The sequence below is a fragment of the Marinomonas colpomeniae genome, assembly GCF_014803385.1.
In the GTDB taxonomy this organism is placed as follows: domain Bacteria; phylum Pseudomonadota; class Gammaproteobacteria; order Pseudomonadales; family Marinomonadaceae; genus Marinomonas; species Marinomonas colpomeniae.
The window spans coordinates 864711-889825 of sequence record NZ_JACYFC010000002.1 but is presented as its reverse complement, the minus strand read 5'-3'; the positions used below and the strand labels follow the sequence as shown (position 1 = coordinate 889825).

Annotated in this window: 18 protein-coding genes and 8 tRNA genes; 3 read left to right on the top strand and 23 right to left on the bottom strand. The window is 41.3% G+C overall.

Going from position 1 to position 25115, the window contains the following annotated elements; genetic code table 11:
• The 9 genes from IF202_RS09325 to IF202_RS09285 all read right to left on the bottom strand — a co-directional run bounded on the left by IF202_RS09325 (position 1) and on the right by IF202_RS09285 (position 1902).
• A tRNA-Lys gene (locus tag IF202_RS09325) sits at positions 1-76 on the bottom strand.
• 26 nt (positions 77-102) lie between these two features.
• Positions 103-179 (bottom strand) — tRNA-Pro (locus tag IF202_RS09320).
• Positions 180-182: 3 nt separating this feature from the next.
• A tRNA-Asn gene (locus IF202_RS09315) sits at positions 183-258 on the bottom strand.
• A 39-nt stretch (positions 259-297) separates the two neighbouring features.
• Positions 298-373: transfer RNA gene (locus IF202_RS09310), tRNA-Lys, on the bottom strand.
• Between the two features lie 14 nt (positions 374-387).
• Positions 388-463: transfer RNA gene (locus tag IF202_RS09305), tRNA-His, on the bottom strand.
• Between the two features lie 22 nt (positions 464-485).
• Positions 486-562, bottom strand: a tRNA-Pro gene (locus tag IF202_RS09300).
• A gap of 2 nt (positions 563-564) precedes the next feature.
• A tRNA-Asn gene (locus IF202_RS09295) sits at positions 565-640 on the bottom strand.
• A gap of 44 nt (positions 641-684) precedes the next feature.
• Positions 685-775 (bottom strand) — tRNA-Ser (locus IF202_RS09290).
• Positions 776-837: 62 nt separating this feature from the next.
• On the bottom strand, positions 838-1902 hold the full coding sequence (locus IF202_RS09285; protein WP_191594585.1) for a polysaccharide deacetylase family protein: 1065 nt from the start codon (positions 1900-1902) through the stop codon (positions 838-840).
• A 215-nt stretch (positions 1903-2117) separates the two neighbouring features.
• Here IF202_RS09285 and nudC point away from each other — a divergent pair, with 215 nt between their 5' ends.
• Entirely contained in the window at positions 2118-2921 is an 804-nt protein-coding gene (gene nudC / locus IF202_RS09280; RefSeq protein WP_191594584.1) for an NAD(+) diphosphatase, read from the top strand.
• A gap of 112 nt (positions 2922-3033) precedes the next feature.
• Here the strand turns inward: nudC and ppnN are convergent, their stop codons facing one another.
• The 7 genes from ppnN to IF202_RS09245 all read right to left on the bottom strand — a co-directional run bounded on the left by ppnN (position 3034) and on the right by IF202_RS09245 (position 13854).
• A complete protein-coding gene (ppnN, locus tag IF202_RS09275; protein WP_191594583.1) occupies positions 3034-4407 on the bottom strand; it encodes a nucleotide 5'-monophosphate nucleosidase PpnN in 1374 nt (457 codons plus the stop codon).
• Between the two features lie 123 nt (positions 4408-4530).
• On the bottom strand, positions 4531-5694 hold the full coding sequence (gene zapE / locus IF202_RS09270; RefSeq protein ID WP_191594582.1) for a cell division protein ZapE: 1164 nt from the start codon (positions 5692-5694) through the stop codon (positions 4531-4533).
• 100 nt (positions 5695-5794) lie between these two features.
• Positions 5795-8653, bottom strand: a complete 2859-nt coding sequence (locus tag IF202_RS09265) for a M16 family metallopeptidase (protein WP_191594581.1) — start codon at positions 8651-8653, stop codon at positions 5795-5797.
• 40 nt (positions 8654-8693) lie between these two features.
• Complete coding sequence (locus tag IF202_RS09260) at positions 8694-11399, bottom strand: TonB-dependent receptor (protein ID WP_191594580.1); 2706 nt, start codon at positions 11397-11399, stop codon at positions 8694-8696.
• Positions 11400-11498: 99 nt separating this feature from the next.
• A complete protein-coding gene (locus IF202_RS09255) occupies positions 11499-12491 on the bottom strand; it encodes a DUF4880 domain-containing protein (protein ID WP_191594579.1) in 993 nt (330 codons plus the stop codon).
• Positions 12492-12507: 16 nt separating this feature from the next.
• Positions 12508-13020, bottom strand: coding sequence for a sigma-70 family RNA polymerase sigma factor (locus IF202_RS09250; RefSeq protein ID WP_191594578.1), 513 nt, complete (start codon positions 13018-13020; stop codon positions 12508-12510).
• Positions 13021-13188: 168 nt separating this feature from the next.
• Positions 13189-13854 carry a glutathione S-transferase family protein gene (locus IF202_RS09245; RefSeq protein ID WP_191594577.1) on the bottom strand — a complete coding sequence of 222 codons (666 nt, stop codon included), beginning with the start codon at positions 13852-13854 and terminating at the stop codon, positions 13189-13191.
• Between the two features lie 741 nt (positions 13855-14595).
• Between IF202_RS09245 and IF202_RS09240 the strand changes: the two genes are divergently transcribed.
• Both IF202_RS09240 and IF202_RS09235 read left to right on the top strand, forming a co-directional pair.
• A complete protein-coding gene (locus tag IF202_RS09240; RefSeq protein ID WP_191594576.1) occupies positions 14596-16299 on the top strand; it encodes a purine-cytosine permease family protein in 1704 nt (567 codons plus the stop codon).
• 20 nt (positions 16300-16319) lie between these two features.
• Positions 16320-17807, top strand: a complete 1488-nt coding sequence (locus tag IF202_RS09235) for a mannitol dehydrogenase family protein (RefSeq protein WP_191594575.1) — start codon at positions 16320-16322, stop codon at positions 17805-17807.
• Between the two features lie 133 nt (positions 17808-17940).
• On the opposite strand, the gene IF202_RS09230 is transcribed toward IF202_RS09235, so the two are convergent.
• The 7 genes from IF202_RS09230 to urtA all read right to left on the bottom strand — a co-directional run bounded on the left by IF202_RS09230 (position 17941) and on the right by urtA (position 24881).
• Positions 17941-18333: an FmdB family zinc ribbon protein gene (locus IF202_RS09230; protein WP_191594574.1), complete on the bottom strand. Its 393-nt coding sequence runs from the start codon at positions 18331-18333 to the stop codon at positions 17941-17943.
• Positions 18334-18345: 12 nt separating this feature from the next.
• Positions 18346-19575, bottom strand: coding sequence for a formamidase (fmdA, locus tag IF202_RS09225; RefSeq protein WP_191594573.1), 1230 nt, complete (start codon positions 19573-19575; stop codon positions 18346-18348).
• A 111-nt stretch (positions 19576-19686) separates the two neighbouring features.
• Positions 19687-20376 carry an urea ABC transporter ATP-binding subunit UrtE gene (urtE, locus tag IF202_RS09220; protein ID WP_191594572.1) on the bottom strand — a complete coding sequence of 230 codons (690 nt, stop codon included), beginning with the start codon at positions 20374-20376 and terminating at the stop codon, positions 19687-19689.
• A gap of 96 nt (positions 20377-20472) precedes the next feature.
• On the bottom strand, positions 20473-21216 hold the full coding sequence (gene urtD, locus IF202_RS09215; RefSeq protein WP_191594641.1) for an urea ABC transporter ATP-binding protein UrtD: 744 nt from the start codon (positions 21214-21216) through the stop codon (positions 20473-20475).
• Positions 21217-21268: 52 nt separating this feature from the next.
• Entirely contained in the window at positions 21269-22420 is a 1152-nt protein-coding gene (urtC, locus tag IF202_RS09210) for an urea ABC transporter permease subunit UrtC (protein ID WP_191594571.1), read from the bottom strand.
• A gap of 121 nt (positions 22421-22541) precedes the next feature.
• Positions 22542-23465 carry an urea ABC transporter permease subunit UrtB gene (gene urtB, locus IF202_RS09205; protein WP_191594570.1) on the bottom strand — a complete coding sequence of 308 codons (924 nt, stop codon included), beginning with the start codon at positions 23463-23465 and terminating at the stop codon, positions 22542-22544.
• Positions 23466-23606: 141 nt separating this feature from the next.
• Complete coding sequence (gene urtA, locus IF202_RS09200; protein ID WP_191594569.1) at positions 23607-24881, bottom strand: urea ABC transporter substrate-binding protein; 1275 nt, start codon at positions 24879-24881, stop codon at positions 23607-23609.
• Positions 24882-25115: the final 234 nt, after the last annotated feature.

Here is a 25115-nt window from a genome sequence, read left to right as displayed (position 1 = left end):
TGGTGGGCCGTACTGGATTCGAACCAGTGACCAATTGATTAAAAGTCAACTGCTCTACCAACTGAGCTAACGGCCCGCTCAAAACTTACAACACAAAACTAATGGTCGGAGTAGAGAGATTCGAACTCCCGACATCCTGCTCCCAAAGCAGGCGCGCTACCAGACTGCGCTATACTCCGAAATGGCTCCTCGAACTGGACTCGAACCAGTGACCCAATGATTAACAGTCATTTGCTCTACCAACTGAGCTATCGAGGAATTAATCAGATAATGTAGAATATTATAACATTGGGATAGTGGTGGGCCGTACTGGATTCGAACCAGTGACCAATTGATTAAAAGTCAACTGCTCTACCAACTGAGCTAACGGCCCGACTATCTGTGTAATGGGGTGGACGATGGGGCTTGAACCCACGACCGCCGGAATCACAATCCGGAGCTCTACCAACTGAGCTACGCCCACCATTACAAGGTGACGATAAAAATGGTCGGAGTAGAGAGATTCGAACTCCCGACATCCTGCTCCCAAAGCAGGCGCGCTACCAGACTGCGCTATACTCCGATTGGCTCCTCGAACTGGACTCGAACCAGTGACCCAATGATTAACAGTCATTTGCTCTACCAACTGAGCTATCGAGGAACTAATTTTTATCTTGTTCGCAATACACTTCCTGGTAAGGAAGATGGCGGAGGAGGAGAGATTCGAACTCTCGGTAGGCTATTAACCTACGCCAGTTTTCAAGACTGGTGCATTAAACCGCTCTGCCACCCCTCCGTTGCGAGCGAGGTGTATAATACTGATTTGAGATTTCAGTGCAACATTTTTTTAAACAATTTTTAACTTTTTTCGCTTATGTAACCTTCATTAGCTTCAGATCGTATCCAAACATTAGAATACCAATAATATTGTCGACCAGAATTATCAGGCATAGTGCAATTAATTCGACCTCGCCCAATATCAAAAGGCCGGCTTGCCGTCGCAACAACTTCTGAGTCAGATAGCCAGTCTAGCTCAGCTTTACCCTGACCTGACACATAACAGACTAGGTCCTTTAAACGGTACTTACCTTGTTTAAACGTTAGATTGAGACTCACAGGCTTATCCGTCGCAAAATCGCCACCTGTTTTTATAGAAGCGATGGGCATAGGCTTAGAATTAAGCTTAGTTTTTAATGTCGACAATTTTGCATAAGCGCCTGAAGCAGGAAAGCGCGGTAAGTTTTCAAAATCTGAATCAGCACTTACTACTCCAGATTGCTGACCAAATGCCATGAGGCCTTTTTCTTTCATCATGTTACGAATGGTTATATTTGATTCACCATACGGATACGCCATCATTTTTGGTGAACTACCAAGCTTTTCAACCAATAGCCCTTCCACTGTATCGACTTCATTTGTCATTCGACCTAACCAAGCACTATCGGATTCACCTTCGTTCTTACGCAACATATAAGGGTGACTAATAGTGTGGTTTGCAAACGCACCACCAGAAGCCTTCATCTCTTTCATCTGATCCCAAGTTAGAAAGCTACGGCTTTGTCGCTCAACGGGCTCAGTATTAATAAAAATGGTAAAGGGAAAGCTTCTCTCTTTAAGAATAGGAAAACCTGCCTTATAAATATTGCGGTAAGCATCATCGAATGTGATCGCAACCGCTTTCTCAGGTAACGCTATATTATCTTTTAGATCATCCAATGCTGAACGTAAATCTACAACTTGAAAACCTGCCGTTTTCAGGTAATCCATGTGTTCCGTAAATTGTTCAGGAGTAACAGAGGTTGACTTAGGTGAAGTTGCACTCACGTGATGATATTGGAGGACAGGTAAATAGTCCTGAGCTTGAGACATCATACTTGCACTTAGTACGCCAATAACAATACCGCAACGAACCTTTAACAACATGTAGAACCCTCTTTGATTAGTATTTAAACTTTATTCTACGCAACAAATAGACAGCATGACAATTCAGGCCATCGACACTCAAAGGTCGCCAACCTCATAACATTCAGCAAAGCTGAAGAAGTTCTGCTAAATTGCATCTTATTTACCTTTCTCGGTTGCGTCATCACCATGTTCGCGTTAGCGTAATCTTTTAAGAACACACATAGAGCTTTGTCATGTTAGAAATTGGAACCTTAGCGCACCCTGCACCACATCAGGATGCACTTTATATATTATTACATCGTAATCGAGTGCTAATAGAGAAAGATCAACGCTTTTTGATTCCTTTTACACACTTTCAACCCCACGCAAAAATGAATGCTGTTTACTGTGGTGAATGGAAAGGCCAAGACGTATTCGTGTGTCGATTTGAATCCTTACCAAAAGGGTTTGAAGAAATAGATTTAAGGGAACTCTTGTTTTTGCAAGACGCAGACCACTATTTAATCCTGAGCCGAGCACATCAGCTTTCTACTTGGGACAGAGATCATCAGTTCTGTGGGCGTTGTGGCACACCAATGACAGATAAGTTCCCGACTGAACACACCAAAATATGCCCCAAATGCACTTTACGACATTACCCTCGTATTTCTCCTTGCGTCATTATCTCTATCAGGAAAGGCGATCAAATATTACTTGCTCGTGGCATACACGCACCAAAAGGAAAATTCAGTAATATTGCAGGCTTTGTTGAAGCTGGGGAAAGTTTAGAACACGCAGTTGCACGTGAAATACGTGAGGAAGTAGGTATAGAAGTCACCAACATTCGCTATACCGAGAGCCAACCTTGGTCTTTTCCACATCAATTAATGGTTGGATTTTTCGCTGATTACCTGAGTGGCGAGATTACACCTGCGCCGGGTGAAATTGACGAAGCAGATTGGTATCACATTAATGATCTGCCACATACTCCGAACCCCATTACCATTTCAGGACAGCTCATTTTAAAACACATAGAAAATATGAAAAATGGTGGTTAATCAATTTCAACCATTATCATAATAATCATAGCGACAAAAAAAGGCCTCTATTAAAGAGGCTTTTTTTTACATTCTGTTTATTACTTTGCCTCACAACAGATTTTACAATCTTTTATTCAGTAACCACTCGATAGCAAGGTACATAGGCACTGCCTGGCAGCTTCATGCGTTGCTGATGAACAAAAGCCTGTAATAAGGAATCGAGTTTTGCCAATAAATCTTTATCACCATGAATTTCAAATGGTCCAAACTCTTTAATATACGCCACGCCCTGAGCTTTCACATTCCCTGCCACGATAGATGAGAAAGCGCGACGCAAATCAGCCGCCAACAAATGCGTCTCTTGACCAAAGTGAAGATTCAACTCACGAACTTTTTCGTGTGTTGGTTCAAATGGGTGCTGGAATTCCTCTGGGATATGCAACTTCCAATTGTAGTAAAAAGCATCTTGATGTGCTTTACGATACTGAAGAACATCTTCCATACCCTGCTTCATTACACGAGCTACTTCCACTTCATCTTCTATGATAATGCGATATTTACTTTGTGCTTCGGCGCCTAATACATCACCAATAAAGGCATGAATCTGTTCAAAATAATCCGCACTTTCTGTTGGACCAGTGAATACTAATGGGAAAGGTACATCTGCGTTTTTAGGGTGTAATAAAATCCCCAATATATAAAGAATTTCTTCAGCTGTGCCAGCACCACCAGGAAAAACGACAATGCCATGACCAGCACGGACAAAAGCCTCAAGGCGCTTTTCAATGTCTGGCATAATTACCAATTGATTCACTATTGGGTTCGGCGATTCGGCTGCAATAATTCCAGGCTCAGTCAACCCTAGATAAACACCATCTTTAATACGCTGTTTAGCATGAGCAATTGCAGCACCTTTCATTGGCCCTTTCATTGCACCAGGACCGCAACCTGTACAAATATTTAATTCGCGTAAACCAAGCTCGTGACCCACTTTTTTCGTATAATCGTACTCATGACGAGCAATAGAATGCCCACCCCAACAAACGATCATGTCAGGACTTTGAATACGACGAAACACCTCTGCGTTACGCAACAGTTCAAAAACAACATTAGTCAATTTTTCTGAACTGGCGTTTTCTAATCCGCTCGCAAGATTGTACTCATGCTCAGTAAAAATAATGTCTCGCAATACACTAAACAACATTTCACGAACACTGCTAATCATTTTGCCATCAACAAAAGCGCTGCTCGGCGCATTTTTCAGCTGAAGTTTAACACCACGTTCTTGTTGTATGACCTGAATATCGAAGTCTTTAAATTCCTCCATGACGGCTTCTGGGTCATCAGAGTCACTCCCGCAATTTAAAATAGCCAGCGCACAACGATGGAATAAGTCATAAAGAGAACCAGACTCTTCTGACAATCGTGCTATTTCATTTTGCGACAACATTTCTAACGCACCTTTGGGTGCGACTAACGCATCAACGCGATCTTCATATTGCATGATCGCCCTCCTCTCAATGTATTGAATATCTATTTAACATACTGGTCACGTATCATCGCTTTATCAAGCCTTATTCCAAAACTTAACAAAAAGTTTCACTACAAAGACTAAGAATAAAATCAATTATTTAGGATGATTTTTAATATGTAAATTTTGATAATAAAGCGATTTCATTTCAATTAAGCGACTGTAGGTTCGACGAAACTCAAACAATAAAGTACCGTTCAAATAGAGTTGATCTAAAGATACATCGGCACCTAATAACAACACCACTTGATGGTCGTAACATTCATCAACCAAACTAATAAAACGACGCACGGCGTCGTCGTTGATCCCTAATGAAACAGCGCGCTCTCCTGTTTGACCAGAGCCTATCGCACCATCCTCAGTACCTCGCGCTTTAATGTGCTCGAACGGCTCACTGCTTAGCTCTGGAATACCTGTCACCATGATACTGGCATACGTTTGGGCCAATTCGATGTAATCCAACGAAGATCGAGGTCCATCACACAGCGCATAAAAATCAAACCATACGATATTTTTGGCTACCGCTTTCGTTTTAATGGCTCGACGACAAACCTGCAACGGCAATGAAGTAATTTCACCCATGGCAATTTTGTCAAATAAGCTTTTCATCTTTGTCTCATCTGAAACAAAGTAAATATCAGTCGAACCATTATGACGTAATCGATGATCTTCCTGACCATTAAGATGAATACTTTCTAAATGCATATGTAACAAGGAAATTGGAGCTTCGAAACGTTGCTTTTGTAATTGATTCTGAAATAGATTTTCAATCGCAATATTAGATGTCGCCACCAGCAAAACACCTTCTTCAAACAAGGCTTCAGTCAAACCACCGAGTAACATGGCGTCACCAATGTCAGACACAAAAAACTCATCGAAACACAACACACGACATTCAGAAGCCAATCTTTTCGCGATGCCTTTTAGCGGGTTAACTTGCCCAAAGGATAGATTCAACTCTCGATGCAAGCGGGCCATGAAATGGTGAAAATGCAGCCTCAACCCAACAGAATCTGGCAGACAGGAAAAAAAAAGATCCATTAGAAACGTCTTACCACGGCCAACATCGCCCCACATATAAACGCCTTTAATATCACCAGACACTGTTGTTGCTGTTGCTGTTGCTGTTGCTGTTGCTGTTGCTGTTTGCAATTGTTGATAAACACGCTCTAATGCCAACAAGGCAAGCTGCTGACTTTCGTCAAAAATCACTTCTTGTTGGTCGAGCTTTCTTTGATATTTTCCTAAGGGAGATGACATAACACTCAACTTACAGATGCAGTGAGTGCGCATTGTCCCTTGGGATAGCACTATTCTCAAGGGACAAATAAACAGCATTGTTCAAATGGCTAATACATTGTTAATTGCCGATAGGTCGATAAAAGCCCTTTACGTTATTTTCAAACGTCAGAGTTTCTGCCAATGTTTTGAGTTCATCTTCAATTAACCCTGTTGTTAAAGTGTCCATTTCTTTTAGATAGCGAGCATCGCCATAATAACTCTCACTCAGCTCCAGACGATGCATTAAGGTAGAGTCAAACGCATTCTTTAGACGATTCTCCTCTATATCAATAAAAGCAGCATTAACACTATTTACCCAATCCGATGTAACAATATCAGGCAACGCAGTCAAAACGTCATCTGTCATGGCTGCCAAACTATCCAGCCGTGTAGGATCACTAGAATACTGAATTGATAACTCCGCACGATTCGTATACATGTCTAGCTCTAATACAGCTCGCACACTATAGATACCCTGTACCTCACTGCGCAAACGCATTTTTAACTCTTCTTCCAAAAGCTCCCCCAAATAAATTAACTGCACAGCCGTAACAGGCGACCAAGGTAATGACTGATAAGCATACAATCGATATTCCGCTTTCGGCTCTGGGTTTAATGCAATATCTATTGTTTTTTCACCAGACAATTGCAAGACGGGAACGGTGCCGCTCTTTGTTATAAAGTTATCATTCTCGCCGTTATTCACTTTACTAGACACTCTCGGAATCGTAGCAAGATAACGAGACGCCAAACGAATAATGTCAGCCTCAGGTAAACGAGACACCATAAAATATTGTGTTGATAGCGCTACTTGTTGCTGACGAACTTCTTCTAAATGGTCATGTGACAAGGACTGAAGAATTGAAACGGTTGGCATCATGATTTCATCTCCGCCGAATCGCGCTTTTGCCAGCTGCCGAGAGAAAATCTCAATAGGACGTACAACTGAAACCCCAGCATTTCTTTTCAAATCAGCCATAACTGATTCATACACCTCGAAATCGATACCGGAAATCGCATGCCTTTGATGGTATAAGTTAAGCAATTTTTCTAGGTTTGTATCAATAATATTCCCTCGATACGTTAGATATTGAGCTTTTTGTTTCGACGACAAAGAAACTTTTTTTTCACGGCGCCATTGTTGAAACTCTTCATCTGTCCAACCATAAACGCCTGTTGCATCCGCCATTTGTTGAGCAATCTGTTGTGCCCAACTGGAGCCTGTTTTTACTTGATAACCAGCAGAAGACAGTGCGGAAAAATAACTAACACTTTCCTCTTCATCAGACTGAGCTGGCTGATAAATCGCACCTAATACAGAAGGGTCTAGTAGTATTAACTGATCTCCGTTCGATAAGTTCCACTTTGATAATCCAAGCATTTCATCTCTTGAAATAAGAGCAGCAGAACCTTTTTCTTTAACCTTAGGTAACACCTTTTTAGCAACTATTTTTTCTCGCTCCAATATTGCTAGCTTTTGCTTACTAACTGTTTCGAAAACACTGGACACTTTCTCAGGAGAACCAATATCAATATTTTCACCACCAATCGCTTGGGTGTAAAGCACTCTATCAGGAGAAGATAACCACTTCCGCAAACGTGTATTCACATCATCCAAAGTCACAGTATCAATTAAACCAAGTACCTGATCATTGCTTTCTTCTGAGTCTGCTAATGGCTTACCTAAAACAACGGCCTCAACCATCTTAAGAGACCAAATACTTCCTCTATTTTTTGATGCTGTTTTATTTCTTTCCGTTGCATCTATAATCTTTTGAGACAAAGCATCAAAATCTTCTTGAAAAAAACCATGATGCTTTATGCGTACTATCTCTGTAACTAATGCAGCTAGACCTTGCTGATGAAAACCATTGTCTACATTCACAGAAAAGCCGAGTATATCGACATTAGGTGTCAGCTCTCCCTTCGTGCTAGACAATGTACGAACATGCTGTGGAAGCACTTCTCTTTGACGACGAATTTGCTGGCTCAAAAGATTACGAGCCATGTAATTGATTAGACCATTACGCCGACCATCATCTGTATTCGAAAATTCAGATTTAAAACGATACAAAAAAGCCACACGATTAATCTTGCTCCCAGTATCTGTAAGCTGACCAATTTTAATGTCACCATCTAAATCAGGGTCTTTAGGATGGCGAGAAGGAAGTGCCCTATTTGGCTCTTGATTAAACACCTGTTGAATTTTAGCTTCTAATGCTTTCATATCCGTTGGGGCAAAGATAATCAGCGCCATGTTGTTCGGAGCATACCAATCCCGATAAAACGCCAGCAATCGTTCCGCTGGGGTATGTTGGATAGATTCTTGCGTACCAATAACAGGACGCTCAGGATAAAGAGAACCGACTCGTAACAAGGCTTTTTTGTCTTCATTTATACGCGATCGATGACTCAACTTACCACGCCATTCCTCTTTAATGATTAAGCGTTCTTTTTTCAAGGAGTCTGCTTTAATTTGAGCATGGAATGCAATCTGCTGGTAAATCGCCAACATAGAATCTAAACGCGCAGGCGTGGTTTCATTTAGATTTACCATGTAACGTGTATTTTCACTGTTCGTCATTGCATTAAAACCACGACCTTGCTTTAACCCTAAATCTGTCAGGGCCTTTCGAACACCGTCAGGGAAGTCATTGCTTTCATGAAACACCATGTGCTCTACCATATGAGCGACACCAAGTTGATTTTCTTCTTCGTCAATCGCTCCGGCGAGAACCAATAAATTGGCAATTGTTAATCCCTTTGGAGAACTCTCGTCTTGTCTAGAATCAAAAAGATAATAACGAAAACCATTGTCTAAAGTGCCATGTACAACACGCTTATCCCAGTCCAGCGCGCCATCATTTGGGGATGCCAATAAGAATAAAGGCACAAAAAAAACACAAGAAAAATAAACTCGAAATAATTTAAACAGCATTATAAAAAACCAACATATACAGACATAAAAAGAAGTTTAATTAGAAATAGGCGCCAAGCTCTAAGCTAAAGGTGCGACCTGTTGTATAAGAGTTACTACTTGAGCTAGTCGACATGTCCACATACTTATCGAACACATTATTAACCGATAATTTAATACTGCCTTCCATTTTTTCGAATACCTGTGGTCGCCAAGTAACAGTCGTGTCTAATGTGATAAGTGAATTAAAATCGACGTCTTCATAAATGTCGTACTCCTCTCCGTCTACATCCGTGTAATCTTCTTTAGAGTCTACTGCAACTGTTCCGCCTGCTTTGACGTTAATACGGTTTGCCAACGTTAAACGCCAGTTTGGTATCTCGGTTGTTGTCGAAAAATTCACTGCAAAAGGAATGTTGTAATCAAAAGAGGGTAACTCACTTTCATAAATGATCTGCCCATCATAATAAACTGAATCTGTAGAAATCTCGTCTTCGTATGTCACGTCACTAGTGGAGTTCGAGTCGCTTTTTTGATAACTGATCGCGAAGGTAGCATGAGTTTCAGTGATTCCAAGTTTCAAAGGATCGCGAGTAGTAAACTCTAAAGAAGTATTAAATGACGTGCTTTCACCTTCATTATCGTAGTAATCATATCCATCATCGGTTTCAGCGCTGGTCACTATGTCTTTACTTTCTCGGCCAACCAACTTAAGCGTAGCGTTCACATTACCAAAATGCTGTATCGCACCGATCATGAGTTCATCAGAGTAAGGTGTTTTTAAATCATAATCTGATAAAGATGTATCATCATATTCTGTAACACTCGACACACTTCCATCGCTATTATATCTAGTTTGGTTATACCAGGTTCTCAGTTGATTATTCACTTCATAACGGAAGAAACTACGCCCATAATAACGACTTGCGCCAGAAATAAGCTGAGTACTTTTGTCGCCAAATACATCCCATGTCGCATTGGCTCTCGGCGAGAAATCAATATTTTCTAATGTGGAGTTGTAGTCCGCACGTACACCAAGATAATACGCCCAATCACCTACAGTAAAACGATCAGATAAATACGTCCCTACAGAATGACCAGAGATTTCCAATTTATTTTTATCTATTGTTCTTTCAATCCATAAATATTCGTCAGAGTAATCGGTACACCCTGTTGTTGAGCATCTATAATATTGGTAGGCAATATCGCTCTCTGTTTCATAAAACATGGTTTGATGGTTTAGCGTAACGCCAGCCTTAATGTCATGCTCCATACCAATAAAAGAAAACGTATCGTGTTCCCAGTCTAATGAAAGTTCCGTGGTATCTTGTTGCTGATTTATATCACCATACCCTCCAGAGTAAGGAAAGTTCCCTGCATAATAATCTGCTTGATGATAAATAAACGTTGATTCGTCTGAATCCAAATTATCGCTTTTTTCACTGTAAGAAAGCTTAGCCTTTAATGTTCCTTTATTTACATGATAGTCAGAATTAAACCCCACTCCAACCGACTGATGCGACTTAACAAAGTTAGAATCATAAGTATCACTTGTCACACCATCATGATATCGATTGGCATATAAAACGGACATGCCCACATCCAAGCTATTATTAACTCGGTGATCTAAACGTATCATGGCATTGTCGATCGTATCCTCGTAATCAAGAGCTGTATCGCCAAAATCAGTACCAGCAAAACTTTGATTGTAGATTTGAGCAAACTGAGAAGTTGCTCTAGAAGCAGTAAAGGTCAATCCAGTATCTTCAGCTAGCCCTTTCTTACCAGTGAGAGTAAGACGCTGTTTTAAATATTCAGGTGTATAAGAACCATCGATAACATCAGCATCTTCATAATCCTCTTCTGTTTCTTCATCGACATGAATTTCATCCCATTCATCTCTCGAAACAGCATACTTGATAGAAAAAGAATCTTCGTCGTAACGCTTTAGCCTTGAAGATACTACGCCACCCAAAAAACCACCGTATTCTGCAGGGACATTGGAGTCATAAACCGTTACGGAATCCAGTGCATCAGGATCGACATAATAAGCTTGAGAAGAGCTTCCCGTTAACATACCAAAAGCATTTGCAGTAATAGTAACCGGGTTGGTATAGGTATCTTCTGAATCTCCTGGATTCAAATCATTGTTCGCGGCGACACCATCAATAATATAAGAATTTTGATAATGGGATTGACCATGAATCGATATTTCATCTGGCCTCATAGTGGCATTATTTGCAGAAGCGCTTGACGTTAGGCTATAACGAACTGCTCCATTGCCTTGCAACAAATCAGTTAAATGACCATCGCCACCAGCCATGAAATCTATCTCTTCAGCATCTATCGTACTTTTTCCTGCCGTTATGCTCTTGCTTCCCTCAATTAACAATACTGGCAGATTGACACCTTCTTCATCTTTAATCACTTCGCCTTCACGAATAACGGTCACCGAGCCACCAACACCAACGCTAAAGGTTAATCCTGTCCCTAAAAGCAGCGCATTTAATGCACTAAGGCCTGTCGAACTACCTGATACTCCAGTTGTATTTTTATTACGAAGCAACTTGGAGTCAGCAGATAAAAACAAACCGGTTTGAGCGGCAAACTGATTAAGGGCCGCGGACAACTGCCCTGAGCCAATGTTGTAGTTTTGAATTTCATTAAGATTAGCTGCAAAAATAGATGAGCCATAGAGGGCGGAAGTTACCATTGTTACTCGCACCATTTTTGCAATGCTGGTTTTAGTAAAGATAGAAGTCGGCATAGATATATCCAAACGATAATAAGAATGAGTCTTACTTCTATACCGAGTGAAAGAAGAAAAAGGGGACACAAAAAAATATTTTAAAAAAATACTAAAGAGCTACACTGAAGCTACAGTCGCCCACCATGGCAAAGAATGTTTCACGCGAATAGGAAACGAATTCTCTAACATGGTAAAAACCAAATCGATATCATTAACAGGGTAAGTTCCTGTAACACGCAACCCTTCAACACTTGGATCAAGATTAATATAACCATAATGATATCGACTTATCTCAGCTAAGAAATCAGCCAAAGATATTCCATCGACAATTAACAAACCATTTACCCAAGATTCATACATTGCTTCAACTGGTTGCAAAGCTTTGATCCTATGAGATGTAAATATAGCCTCTTGGCCTGCTTGAATAACTTGTATCGAATCAGAGTTTAAAGGCGCTAAAGAAACCGCACCATCATAAACAGCCAATACCGCTTGTTGATTAGACAAATGTCGCACACAAAACCGCGCCGCGTCTTTACCCGCGCTTATTACTGCATGACCACAAGAAACAGTAAACGGTCGATAATCCTGAGTTGATAGAGTCTGAACAAGTATTTCGCCTATCACCAAAGACACATTCCGAAATTGAGTATCATAATGATGATTAATTGCACTGCTAGTATTCAACCAAGCCTTGCTACCATCTTCCAAGTCATAAGACGAAATTTGCCCAACTTGTGTATGGAAATCTGCAGTCCAAGAAGAGGCAAGTATTGGTAGTTTTATGTGTTCCCAGCTAAGCCAACCTAGTGCAGCAATACCTGTGAATCCCATAACACCTTTCATTAATTGGCGTCTATTGAGGTTTCGCGAATACTGATTTTCCAATACATAACGAGCAGATTGATTACTCTCTACATTTTGGAAAGAAGAAAACATATCGCCTACCGCTTCCACTTGCTGCCAAGCCTTGCGGTGCTCATCATCTTTTACTAACCAATTTTGCCAAGCAAGATAATCCGTTTCAGAAACAGGCTTATCAGATAGCACTACAAACCAATCAGATGCGGCTTCTAAAGATTCAAAACTAGGAGATTTGAGCGGGTTCATTGAGAAAATATCTACACTATAGGTTAGATTTGAATAAGGCACATCGCAGCATAGCTTGAGCCATATATCGCTTTATCATACGCTCTGATACAGACAGCCTTTCCGCAATTTCACGATACGTTAAACCATGTAATTGTGACAAAATTAGTGTATTAGCGACTTTTTTAGGTAAGGAAGCAATCATCGCATCAAGCTCACAAAGTAGCTCTATCATGATGCTCGAATGCTCTGCAGAAGGTGCGTATTGCTCTTCGCTGTGCATTAAAGACTCTAACCAAGCTTGCTCTATTTGCTTACGGCGCCAATGATCAACACACAACCCTTTAGCAACCGTGCTTAAAAAAGCTCTAGCTTCTCCCATATTTGTAAAATACTTTGGCTTTTTAAGTAAACGTACAAATGTGTCTTGAGCGACATCGGAAGCTAGCTCATGACAACCTAAGCGACTACGGATCCATCCTGTTAACCATTGGCTGTGTTCCACATACAGCTTTCCAACATTTTGGGGCGTTTGACGCTCAAGACTCATTGCTCAGCTAAACCTCATTCAAATAGATATTTTTATATGTGCAAAAAATACATTAAATGAGAATCAATATCAACTAGTGGTCATAAAAAAAACAGCCACTAAACAATTTAATGCTTAAATACATAAGCTTCTTTAACCGGAAAATAGAGCCCATTATGAGATAGAAGGCTACAAAGTTGTAAACACACCGCCTTTGCTCAACGCCTTTTGATACGATGGCACGGCCTCAACCTGTTTCAAAAAGCGACTAATGTTAGGGAAATCTGCTAGGTCCATTCGAGTGCTCGAAGCTTGTAAGGGGAAGCTCATTTGAATGTCTGCTGCGCTTAATTCATCACCAACAAACCAAGTATGCTTTCCTAAGGTTTCTTCAATAAAGCTCATCTGAGGCCCGATTCGCGGCATGATAAATTTCTCTTGGACTTTATCCGTTATCATTTTAGCAATCGGCTTAATAAAGAACGGCATCGGATTGGTTGGGACTTTCATCATAACCAGCTTCATAACAAGAAGCGGCATTAAAGACCCTTCGGCGAAATGCAACCAATAGCGGAAATCTAATAAGGCCTGACCTTCTGTTGGTCTTAAACGCTTTTCCGTATCGTATCGATCTAATAGGTATTCGATAATCGCACCGGATTCTGCCACAGTCAGTTCACCATCGGTAATGACCGGGGCTTTGCCTAAAGGATGTATCGCTTTTAGTGATTCCGGTCCAGATGCTGTTTCTGGATCGCGTTTGTATTCTACTATTTTGTAGTCTAGACCAAGCTCTTCTAACAACCACAAAATACGCTGAGAACGTGAGTTTTCTAAATGATGAAGCGTAATCATATCGTTTCCTTAATACTCTATGTTTTACGAAAGTTTAATCTCTTTCTAGTTGTCTTCATAGTTACCCTTCATTCGTCGATAAGCAAATAAATATCAGCTTTCATCCAATCAATATCACAAAAAAATAAGTTCATATTCCTTGCACTTTTACTGACAAGCTTTTCCACAAACCACCATTTCCCTTAAAAATAAGTGCTGATATAGTTCGCCGCTATTTGATTCTGGCTATTTATAGCGAACAAAAAAACAAACGTCTGCAAGCGCTTCCCACTGTCAATTAATCTTACCTTTGGAAGCGTTATTCAAGCAGTCATCTGATCACTTTTCAGATGGTTTTGTTACTCGTTTATATGCGTTCTTATTCATTTTTAGAGAACTGATTTCATAATGAAAACGACAACTTTTACTGAGCTTTCTATGTTCAGTCATATGCTGTTCAACAATGCGTTGTTCGGTTTTTCTGTTTGGCTTATCACTCTATGTGTTGCGCTCTTTCTTGTCGTCTCTGTCATGCTCAAAATCCTATCCACTTCCCTAAATGTCATAACGCGAAAGAGCCTTGTTCTACATCGCTTAAACGAAATAACCAAAACGTTACGTCTAAAAGTTGAAATGCACTCACCTTGTTGTTCCTGAATTTAGGTTCAACAAGTTAAGTGCGCACGTTAGAGGCTCTTTTCGAAGTTGCCAGGGATTTATCCCTACCAATTAACCAATGGTAAGAAACAACGAGATAATAAGATGAACTTCAAACAACTAGATAATGTCAGCGAAGAACAGCTGCCAATCGCAAAACATAAGCGCCATGGATGGAAGCATTTTTTAGGTTTGTACGCTGGTGAACATGTTGCTGCGACGGAATTTGTTATCGGCGCCACCTTTGTTGCGTTAGGTGCCAAGACCATGGACATATTACTCGGCCTTTTGATCGGTAATATTCTCGCCATTTTAAGTTGGACGCTGATCACCGCACCAATTGCCACACAAACACGTCTCAGCCTTTATACTTATTTGGATAAAATTGCTGGCAAGTCCATGACCAAGCTCTACAACTGGGCCAACGTGGTGATATTTACAGTCATATCCGCGGCGATGATTACCGTTTCTAGTACCGCTGTTCGGTATGCATTCAACATCCCTGCTCAGCTAGACTGGTACCCAACAAACGCCTTGTTTGTCTTGATTGTATTGGCGGTCGGTATAGTTGTCGTATTTGTTGCTATGTATGGCTTTAAAGCGGTATCTGAATTTTCTGGTATTTGCGGACCGTGGTTGTTTGTAATGTTTGCTTCTGGCGCACTTGTGATGATGCCAGCCCTTGCTGATTCTGTTTTGGGTACCACATCACTGCATAGTTTTAAGGACTTTATAACCATTGGTGATGAGTCCATTTGGACTGGCATCAACGCTCAAGGCGAACCCGGTATTGGCCTTCTTGAAGTCATTGGTTTTGCATGGGCTGCAAACACCATTACGCACTTTGGCCTAATCGATATGGCATTACTACGTTACGCGAAGAAGCCAATTTACGGTCTTTCAACCAGCTCAGGTATGCTTTTCGGTCACTTCATTGCTTGGATTTCTGCCGGTATTATGGGCGCAGGAACGGCTGTTTTGGTTAAGAAATCCATCATCGAGCTTGATCCAGGTGATGTGGCTTTCCAAGCACTTGGTCTTTCAGGTTTTGTGATTGTCATCATTGCAGGCTGGACAACAGCAAACGCGAATCTTTATCGAGCTGGCTTAGCCGCACAAGGTATTTTTCACCATTACTCAAGAAGACAAACGACCTTAGCGGTTGGTGTCGTTACCGTTATCGTGGCGTGTTTTCCATTCGTTTTCAGCAAGATTTTGCCTTTGTTAACCTACGCTGGTTTGTTGGTTGTTCCTGTTGGTGCCATTGTCTTTGCTGAACACGTCATCTTCCCAAGAATCGGTTTTAGTCGCTACTGGGTAAGTTACCAAAAATTAACGCACAGCACGCCAGCCGTTGCGTCATGGGCGGTTGGCCTGATATTTGGTTTTGGTTTGAACGCACTTGATGTCATTTCATTTTATTACCTCTTTTTACCTACTTGGGTTGTCACCATTGTCGTTTACACACTGCTTGCGAAACGCTACGGCGCCGATAAAAAATACCCTGAAGAAAAAGCAGAAATGGCAGAACACAACAAACTGGTCGAGACTTTCCACAAACAGCAAGCAGAAGAAGCAAAGCCAATAGTAGAAGACGAATCCTTGCTTTCCACCGCATTGAAAATCCTTGTTTGGGTTAGCTTAGGCGTCACTTTGGCACTGGCCTCAATCACCATGTTTAACAGCTCAGACATGGCAGCTTATTTAGAGAACCGTGACACTTTTTATTTTTACGGCTTTATCTGTACCGTCGTCTATTTTGTCGCCGCTTACTGGGTATTGCGTCGGAAAAAAGCGCTACAAGCGTAATTAATTATTCGAGAATCATGATGACAGAATTCATAGCATTGAATCAAAGTAACCTATCGCACTTACCTGAGTCTTTCGTTCGTCCAACATACGACCGAAGCAAACTCAAAGCTGGAATAGTACACATTGGCGTAGGTGGATTTCACCGCTCTCATGAGGCGTATTATACGGATGAGCTTTTGGCGACATCTAACTCAAGTGAATGGGGTATTTGTGGAATTGGCTTACGAGAAGCTGATCGTAAAATCGGTGATGTGTTAAAACAGCAAGATTACCTCTATACATTGATCATCAAACATCCAGACGGACAAATAGAAAACCGAGTTATTGGCTCTATCATTGATTTCATACTGGCATGCGATGACTCCTCTGCTGTCATCAATAAGATGGCGAACAAGCAAACAAAAATTGTTTCATTAACCATCACCGAAGGGGGTTATCATTTAAACCCAGTAACCAATGAATTCGACTTCGATCACCCCGATGTTCAACATGATTTAGCCAATCCTACGTCACCAAAAATGGTGTTTGGTTATCTCACTGCCGCACTGAGAAAACGCCGTGATGAGGGTTTACCTGCATTCACAGTTCAGTCTTGCGACAACATTCAACATAACGGTGATATGACCCGAAAAATGTTGTTGGCCTTTGCTCATAAACAGGACTCAGAATTGGCAAAATGGATCGAGCAGGAAGTTCGCTTTCCAAATGCCATGGTAGACCGCATTACGCCAGTCACAACGCCTGCAGATATAACAACACTTCGAGAAACAGGTGTTGATGATGCTTGGCCTGTAGTTTGTGAACCCTTTCATCAATGGGTCATTGAAGACACCTTTTCGAATGGTCGACCAGAATGGGAAAAAGTTGGCTCTCAATTTGTGTCTGATGTGACACCTTATGAAACCATGAAAATCCGCCTTCTAAACGCAGGGCATTCCGTATTAGGTTTATTAGGCTCTATTCATGGTCACCAAACCATAGATGGCTGTATCGCTGATCCATTGTTTGCCACTTACCTACGCCGCTTTATGGACATAGAAGCCACACCAGTTTTGGCACCTGTAGAAGGCATAGATTTAGATGGCTACAAAAGCACTCTTATAAAACGCTTTGGTAATCCAAATGTGAAAGATAATCTGGCACGCATTTGTTTGGAAAGCTCAGCAAAATTACCGACCTTCTTAATTCCAACCATCACAGAAAACCTTAAAAAAGGCGGTAGCGTAAAATACGCTGCTTTGGTTATCGCTGCTTGGGGTTATTACTCAGATAAAGGCACAGACAAAAATGGCGTCGCACTGGACATCGTCGATGCAATGAAAGCGGAATTACACGACGCAGCAACAGGCACAGCAAACGACAAATTATCTTTTCTTAAACTAGAAGATATTTTTGGTAAACTGATTAACTCCGAAACATTTGCCAATGAATACAGCCGTCAGCTTGATGCCTTATATACGAACCCAGACATTGCTCACCAAATGCAAGTATTGATCGAGGAATAAACCTAGAGGTCAATTATCTTGATTTAGGTTATTAAAAAGCCCAACGACTCTTTTATCAAAAAGGGTTTGTTGGGCTTTTCTTGTATCAAACATTTAGCACTTTGTTCAACACTCTACTCTATGACAACATTCATTAATGGCTGATCATCCAGGGACGTTGAGACGGAAACACCTTACTGCCATCAGGTAAAAAAACCACCTGTTGCTTTAAGGCACTTTGCTCTGGTCTATGTTCTGAACACCCACAACCTTGTTGCTTGCCCTGCTTCAACGCAAATTGTTTTCTATCATCCGCTTCAGCACGAGAATCCACCGAAGAAATAATAGGACTGTGCCTAGCCTCTTCATTAGTTTTGTGGGCTTTTCGTGATTCAGGAGACATAGCCAATACGGTTGGCGCAACTAAAATCACAGGCATACATTGAGTCCCACACTGTGGACAAGGAGAAGCTGAACCCGCTTTTTCCATCGCCACTAACTCGTGAAATAAACCATGCTCTGTGCATTTAAAATCGTAAATTGGCATGATGACACTCCCTTACTTATCAGACGAAATCGGCAAATCAACACTGCCATCCAGATGAACAGTAGGACCATCAGCATTTGGTTGCATATCAAAATCAAAGATATCCGTTGGTAGCCAAAGTGTGGCGCAGGCGTTTGGAATATCTACCACACCACTAATATGACCTTGAACAGGTGCACAACCTAATATGGCGTAAGCTTGCGCCTCAGTATAACCAAATTTAGTGAGGTAATTGATGGCATTCAGACAAGCTTGGCGATAGGCAATATGCACATCTAAATAATGCTGTTTACCACCTTCATCCACAGAAATACCTTCAAAAATCAGGTAATCATCATACTTTGGTGCCATTGGGCTTGGTTTGAATATAGGGTTTTTAATGGCGTATTTTTCCATACCGCCTTTAATCAAATTAACGCGCATGTGTATCCAGCCCGCCATTTCGATCGCACCACAAAAAGTAATCTCACCGTCACCTTGGCTAAAGTGCAAATCACCCACACTCAAACCGGCGTCTTTCACATAAACAGGGAAGTAAACTTTTGACCCACGAGATAGATCTTTGATATCACAGTTACCACCGTGCTCACGAGGCGGAACAGTACGCGCACCTTCTGCTGCTGCTTTGTCTCTGTCTTCACCCGTCATACGCCCCATGTGAGCCGTCTCTGCATAAGGTAAAGTGGCTAACGCAGGAGTTCTATTAGGCTCTGTATCGTATAACCCCTTTTCTCGAGTATTCCACTCTTCCAACATGTCTTTTGATGGTAAACAACCTATCAAACCTGGATGGATCAAACCCGCAAATTCAACGCCAGGAATATGACGAGAGCTGGTGAACATGCCTTTAAAATCCCAAACCGATTTTTGCGCTTGTGGGAAATGCTCAGTTAAAAAACCACCGCCATTTTGCTTAGAGAAGAAGCCATTAAAGCCCCATTGGCTGTCTTCAAAGGTACCAATGTCTAAAATATCAACAACCAACAAGTCACCCGGTTCAGCACCTTCAACTCCTACAGGACCAGATAAAAAGTGCACCTGAGTGAGATCCACATCACGCACATCATCAGCTGAATCGTTGTTCTCGATTTGCCCACCCGTCCAATCGACACACTCCACAATGAAGTCATCACCGGGTTTTACCATAGATACCATAGGGATATCTGGATGCCAGCGATTGTGTATTTTATCGTTGGTATAGGGAGATTCTTTTAGATTTACTTTAATAATTGTTTCAGCCATTTGGAGACTCCTTACATGGGTTTGTTTTACTTTATTAATGATTTTGACGCTTTGTTGATGCCGATTTTTAAACATATTTCCTTTAAGGATGTGTTCCTTAAACAGAGTTTTTTATACGGATAAGTATCCTTTGATCTTGTCGGTATCCACGTTTTCTCTTAAATCCTCGTGAATAAAATTGCCTTTATCGATAACGATAATTCGGTCTGCCACCGCCATGGTGAAACTCAAAACCTGCTCAGACACAACGATGGTAATATCACGCATCTTCTTGATTTCATTCAAAACATTAGCAATATCTTTAATAATCGACGGTTGAATACCTTCAGTAGGTTCATCTAACAGCAAGACTTTTGGATTGGTTACCAAAGCGCGTGCAATGGCTAACTGTTGCTGTTGTCCACCAGACAAGTTGCCACCTTTTCTATGACGCATTTCAAACAACACAGGGAAAAGTGCATAAATGTCTTCAGGTACGGTTTTTAACTTAGAGACTCCCATACCGGTTTCGATATTTTCTTGAACCGTTAAGTTAGGGAAAATCATTCTGCCTTGAGGCACATAAGCAACGCCGTTTTCTACTCGTTGGTAACTCTCTTGTTTTGAAATATCCACACCATCGACGCTGATGCTGCCTTCGCTCAATGGTAAAATACCAATCAGCGATTTAAATAAGGTGGTTTTGCCCATGCCATTTCGACCCATGATGGCGAGGGTTTCGTTCTTTTTCACGGAAAAATCTAAACCGTGAATGACCTCACTCTGGCCATATCTAACTTTTAAATTAGCAACATCTAACATAGCTTTGCCCTTCTAAAATGGTTTGTTCTTATAAAGCTCGATAACTGTTTGGCGTTAATGTCTACTTTTTTAATCATCGTTTTTCATGGACTCTTTTTAATGACCAAGGTAGACCTCGATCACTTTCGGGTCCTTTTGCACATCTTCCATTTTGCCCGCTGCCAGAATTTTTCCTTGATGAAGTACGGTTACCTTATGAGCAATTCGAGCGACAAATTCCATGTCATGCTCGATGACTAAAACGGAACGCCCTTTGCTTATCTTGTTCAACAGAACAGCGGTTTGCTCACGCTCTTTCACACTCATGCCAGCCACAGGTTCATCCAGCATTAATAACTGTGGGTCTTGTATCAGTAACATGCCGATCTCAAGCCACTGTTTTTGACCATGACTGAGTAAACCAGCTTCTGTTTCAAGCTCACTTTCCAGCATGATTTCTTGGGCAATTCTGTGAATTTCGTCGATGACTTTGGTACTGCGTTTAAAAAACAAAGAACCGAATACACCCCGACCTTCAGGATAAGAAACCTCTAAGTTTTCAAAAACAGACAAATTTTCGTAGATGGATGGCGTTTGAAATTTCCGTCCAACACCGCGACGAACAATTTCGTGTTCAGACAAGGTCGTGAGCTCTTGATTTAAGAATTTAATGCTCCCCGAAGTGGATTTTGTTTTGCCACAAATCAGATCCAGCACCGTGGTTTTACCCGCACCATTAGGACCAATTACCACATGTAATTCATTCTTATCGATATAGAGATTCAAACTATCAACGGCTTTAAAACCATCAAAGGAAACGGTTAAATCCTCGATACTCAAAGAGAAATCTGTATTGGTCATGCTGGACATAAATCACCTCTCAAAATAGCTATTTGAAATTGGATTATCTGCATTATTTAGACTCCTTCGTTTCATAGCTCGAACTTGACGGTTTAGCAGTTACTGAAGGCTGTATCTTGGCGCGAATTTTCTTCATTAATGGGGTGCTGTATTCTTCCCATAATCCTGCCAATCCATTCGGAAAAAACATCACCACAGCAATAAAAGTACCGCCCATTAAGAAGAGCCAAAGCTCAGGGAAGGATTCAGAAAAAGTCGTTTTACCGAAGTTGATAAGTAAGGTTCCGTACACCACACCAATTAGTGACATGCGCCCACCAACTGCCGCAAAAATAACCATTTCAATAGAAGGAACGATGCCCACAAAAGAAGGCGACATAAAACCTACTTGTAAGGTGAACATGGCACCACCAATCGCGGAAACCAAAGCAGCAAAACAGAAGATGAAAATCTTAAAGTTCGCTACGTCATAACCAGAGAAACGAACACGGTCTTCTTTGTCTCGAATTGCTAATAGCAGACGGCCGAATTTACTGGTTAAAATAAAACGAGATAGCACAATGACAGTAATAAGAAGTGCACAGTTAATGTAGTAAAACAGATACTTAGCACTGTCTGATGTCATGTCCCAACCATTCAGTGTTCGAAGGTCGGTAATGCCGTTGATACCACCAGTGAACCCCTGTTGCCCAACAATCAAGACGGTTAAAATGACTGCGATAACTTGAGTAATAATGGCAAAGTAAACACCACCTACACGACGTTTAAACATCGCCACACCAATGATGTAAGCAAACAGCGCAGGTACAATTAAGATAGCTGCAATGGTAAAACCAAAGCTACTAAAGGGTTCCCAGAACCAAGGTAATTCTGTTATCTGATTCCAATCCATAAAATCAGGAATACCTGGAGTGGATTGAATCGCCGTGTTTTCAGGTGACGAAGCTTCCAACTTGAGAAACATCGCCATGCAATAACCGCCTAGTCCAAAGAAAATTCCTTGACCTAAACTCAAGGTTCCTCCATAACCCCACAGTAAAACTAAACTCATGGCTGCAAATGCGTAGGTCAGATATTTACCAATCAGGTTCAGACGAAAACCGTCCAAAGCCAGCGGAAAGACAACCAGTATTAAGATAGACAGCACCAGTAAGCCTAAAGCCCCTGATTTTCCACCGAGTAATTTGTCGTATATAAAGCTCATTTTCAGTCTCCAAAAAAGCGTTACTTGCCCAGATCAAGGCTATTATTCGATTGATACTTTGTTGCTTTACGCTGGAAAAAAATACGTTTGAAAGCACTATCTAAAACAACAAAGCGTTTCGTTAACGCCGTACTTTACTGGCAAATAATCCCTCAGGTTTGAACATTAAAATCAGTACCAAAACGAATAAGGTAAAAACCTTAGCCATTGAGCTACTAATGAAAAATTCGAGAATGGATTGAGCTTGTGCAATTGAAAAGGCCGACGCAATTGTGCCAAATAAGCTGGCTGCGCCACCAAATACCACCACCATAAAGGTGTCTACTATGTATAAAGAGCCCGTCGTTGGACCTGTGGATGCAATGGTCGTAAAGGCTGCGCCAGCGATACCAGCAATGCCGCAACCAAGCGCAAAGGTATAACGGTCAATTTTTTTGGTATTAATGCCAACAGCACCACTCATGGCACGATTTTGAGTCGTTGCGCGTACCTGTAATCCCCAGCTAGATTTAAACATCAGATAGAAAACACCTAGGGTGACAACCCCTGTCAAAGCAAGTACAAACAATCCATTAATCGGAATGTCTATCATGTCTGTCGCAGGGTAAGCGCCCAGTAACCAATCTGGTAAGGTAGGGCTGACTTCACGCGCGCCAAACAATGAACGGAATGATTGCTGCATAATGAGGCTCAACCCCCAAGTAGCCAATAATGTGTCTAACGGTCTGGAGTAAAGGTGCCGAATCAATATGTACTCCGCTAAATACCCCATTACCCCTGCGATAACAAAAGCCGCAGCAATAGAGAATAAAAAGTAATAAGGAAGAAATGCGGGAAAGTAGGTTTCTGTTAATGAAGACAATAAATACGTTGTGTATGCACCAACAGCCATAAACTCTCCATGAGCCATGTTGATAACACCCATTTGTCCAAAAATAATGGCCAAACCTAAGGCCATTAAAAGAAGTACGCTGAACAAGCTAATACCAGAAAAGCCTTGCATGGCAAAAATGGCACCCAGTTCGTCGTAACTATATCCGCCCATAATAAACCTCTAACACATGATTTTTTTGAGGTGAAATTTGGCTCTTATTGCCTCACTTCATATGATTTTTTCGGGCAACCCATTGGCCCTAATATCAGCCAATGAGTCACTAGAAAAACTAACTTAATGACAGGTTATGACCTATTGGTAACCTTCTGGGAACGGATCAGGTTTGATAAGCTCAGACTCATAAACCACTTTTGCTTGTCCATTTTTCATCCATTGTCCTACACGTGCTTTACTCCACAAATGATGGTTAGGATCAAGCTTAACGTAGCCTTCTGGCGCTGTTGTCAGTTCAATATCACCTTCTTCAGAAGCGGCAACCACTTTGTCGATATCAAAGCTGCCCGCTTTTTCAACGGCGGCTTTCCATAACCATGGGCCAAGGTAAGCGGCTTGAGTAACATCACCAATTACGCTGTCTTTACCCCACATTTCTTTAAACGCAGCAACAAAGGCTTTGTTATTGGCGTTATCCTGACTTTGGAAATATTTCATAATGGAATAAAAGCCTTCAAGGTTTTCACCACCAATACCCAACACTTCATCCTCGGTAACCGAGATGGTTAGTAGCGTTTGTTTTTTAGAGGTAATTCCTGCTGCTTTTAACTGCTTAAACCACGCCACATTACTGCCACCAACAACAGCAGCGTAAATAACATCTGGCTTTCTTAAACGGATTTTATTGATAACGGAGCCAAACTGAGTGTCACCAAGTGGTTTGTATTCTTCACCAACTACCTTGCCGCCCAGTACATTTTCAATGTGTTTACGGGCAATTTTCATAGACGTTCTTGGCCAAATATAATCGGAACCGATCAGGTAAAAAGTTTTTGCTTTTTTCTCTTTTGCTACCCAGTTCAATCCATCTAGGATTTGTTGAGTCGCTTCTTGGCCTGTATAGATAACGTTTTTAGATTGCTCTAGACCTTCATAGAAAGTCGGGTAATAAAGCAAACCATTCTCTTTTTCGAAAACAGGCAAGATGGCTTTACGAGAAGCGGATGTCCATGCTCCAAATACCGCAGCCACTTTATCTTGTACGAGCAGTTTTCGGCTTTTTTCAGCAAAGGTTGGCCAATCGCTGGCACCATCTTCCTGAACGATTTTAATCTGACGACCTAAAATGCCGCCCATCTCATTGATTTGCTTAATTGCAAGTTTTTCAGCTTGTTGAGCACCGGTTTCACTAATTGCCATGGTGCCAGTAAGAGAATGTAGAATCCCGACAGTAACTTCAGTATCCGTCACGGCAAGACCTGTGGTATTCACATCAGCCGCTGACACAAGGCCAATGTGAGTTGCAAGCACTAAGCTGACAGGAATCGCACATAAGGATTTAAGAAGAGAGCGAGGTTTGCGTATGACGCGACCGGTTGAGCTTTTCTGTGGTGTGAATAAATTGACACTCATTTTGAACTCCTAGGGTTGGTTAACTGTAGCCATTCTGACCCCAGCCTCAAAAACCCACCATAAGAGGAACACATCACCCATCTAGTTAATTTACGCTATACACTGGGGTGATAAAGTTTGTTATATAAATAACTAATGATGTTTTATTAAACAAACAGGCGTGATTTTTGCTTATTTTTTACACATTGTGCTGTTGAGAGATTTAAAAGCACAAATTCGATATCAGACAAGCTT

Bases quoted from the DNA above. Each gene is read 5' to 3' on its own strand.
- IF202_RS09285 (WP_191594585.1), bottom strand. From the start codon at position 1,902: ATGTTGTTAAAGGTTCGTTGCGGTATTGTTATTGGCGTACTAAGTGCA.
- nudC (WP_191594584.1), top strand. From the start codon at position 2,118: ATGTTAGAAATTGGAACCTTAGCGCACCCTGCACCACATCAGGATGCA.
- ppnN (WP_191594583.1), bottom strand. From the start codon at position 4,407: ATGCAATATGAAGATCGCGTTGATGCGTTAGTCGCACCCAAAGGTGCG.
- zapE (WP_191594582.1), bottom strand. From the start codon at position 5,694: ATGTCATCTCCCTTAGGAAAATATCAAAGAAAGCTCGACCAACAAGAA.
- IF202_RS09265 (WP_191594581.1), bottom strand. From the start codon at position 8,653: ATGCTGTTTAAATTATTTCGAGTTTATTTTTCTTGTGTTTTTTTTGTG.
- IF202_RS09260 (WP_191594580.1), bottom strand. From the start codon at position 11,399: ATGCCGACTTCTATCTTTACTAAAACCAGCATTGCAAAAATGGTGCGA.
- IF202_RS09255 (WP_191594579.1), bottom strand. From the start codon at position 12,491: ATGAACCCGCTCAAATCTCCTAGTTTTGAATCTTTAGAAGCCGCATCT.
- IF202_RS09250 (WP_191594578.1), bottom strand. From the start codon at position 13,020: ATGAGTCTTGAGCGTCAAACGCCCCAAAATGTTGGAAAGCTGTATGTG.
- IF202_RS09245 (WP_191594577.1), bottom strand. From the start codon at position 13,854: ATGATTACGCTTCATCATTTAGAAAACTCACGTTCTCAGCGTATTTTG.
- IF202_RS09240 (WP_191594576.1), top strand. From the start codon at position 14,596: ATGAACTTCAAACAACTAGATAATGTCAGCGAAGAACAGCTGCCAATC.
- IF202_RS09235 (WP_191594575.1), top strand. From the start codon at position 16,320: ATGACAGAATTCATAGCATTGAATCAAAGTAACCTATCGCACTTACCT.
- IF202_RS09230 (WP_191594574.1), bottom strand. From the start codon at position 18,333: ATGCCAATTTACGATTTTAAATGCACAGAGCATGGTTTATTTCACGAG.
- fmdA (WP_191594573.1), bottom strand. From the start codon at position 19,575: ATGGCTGAAACAATTATTAAAGTAAATCTAAAAGAATCTCCCTATACC.
- urtE (WP_191594572.1), bottom strand. From the start codon at position 20,376: ATGTTAGATGTTGCTAATTTAAAAGTTAGATATGGCCAGAGTGAGGTC.
- urtD (WP_191594641.1), bottom strand. From the start codon at position 21,216: ATGACCAATACAGATTTCTCTTTGAGTATCGAGGATTTAACCGTTTCC.
- urtC (WP_191594571.1), bottom strand. From the start codon at position 22,420: ATGAGCTTTATATACGACAAATTACTCGGTGGAAAATCAGGGGCTTTA.
- urtB (WP_191594570.1), bottom strand. From the start codon at position 23,465: ATGGGCGGATATAGTTACGACGAACTGGGTGCCATTTTTGCCATGCAA.
- urtA (WP_191594569.1), bottom strand. From the start codon at position 24,881: ATGAGTGTCAATTTATTCACACCACAGAAAAGCTCAACCGGTCGCGTC.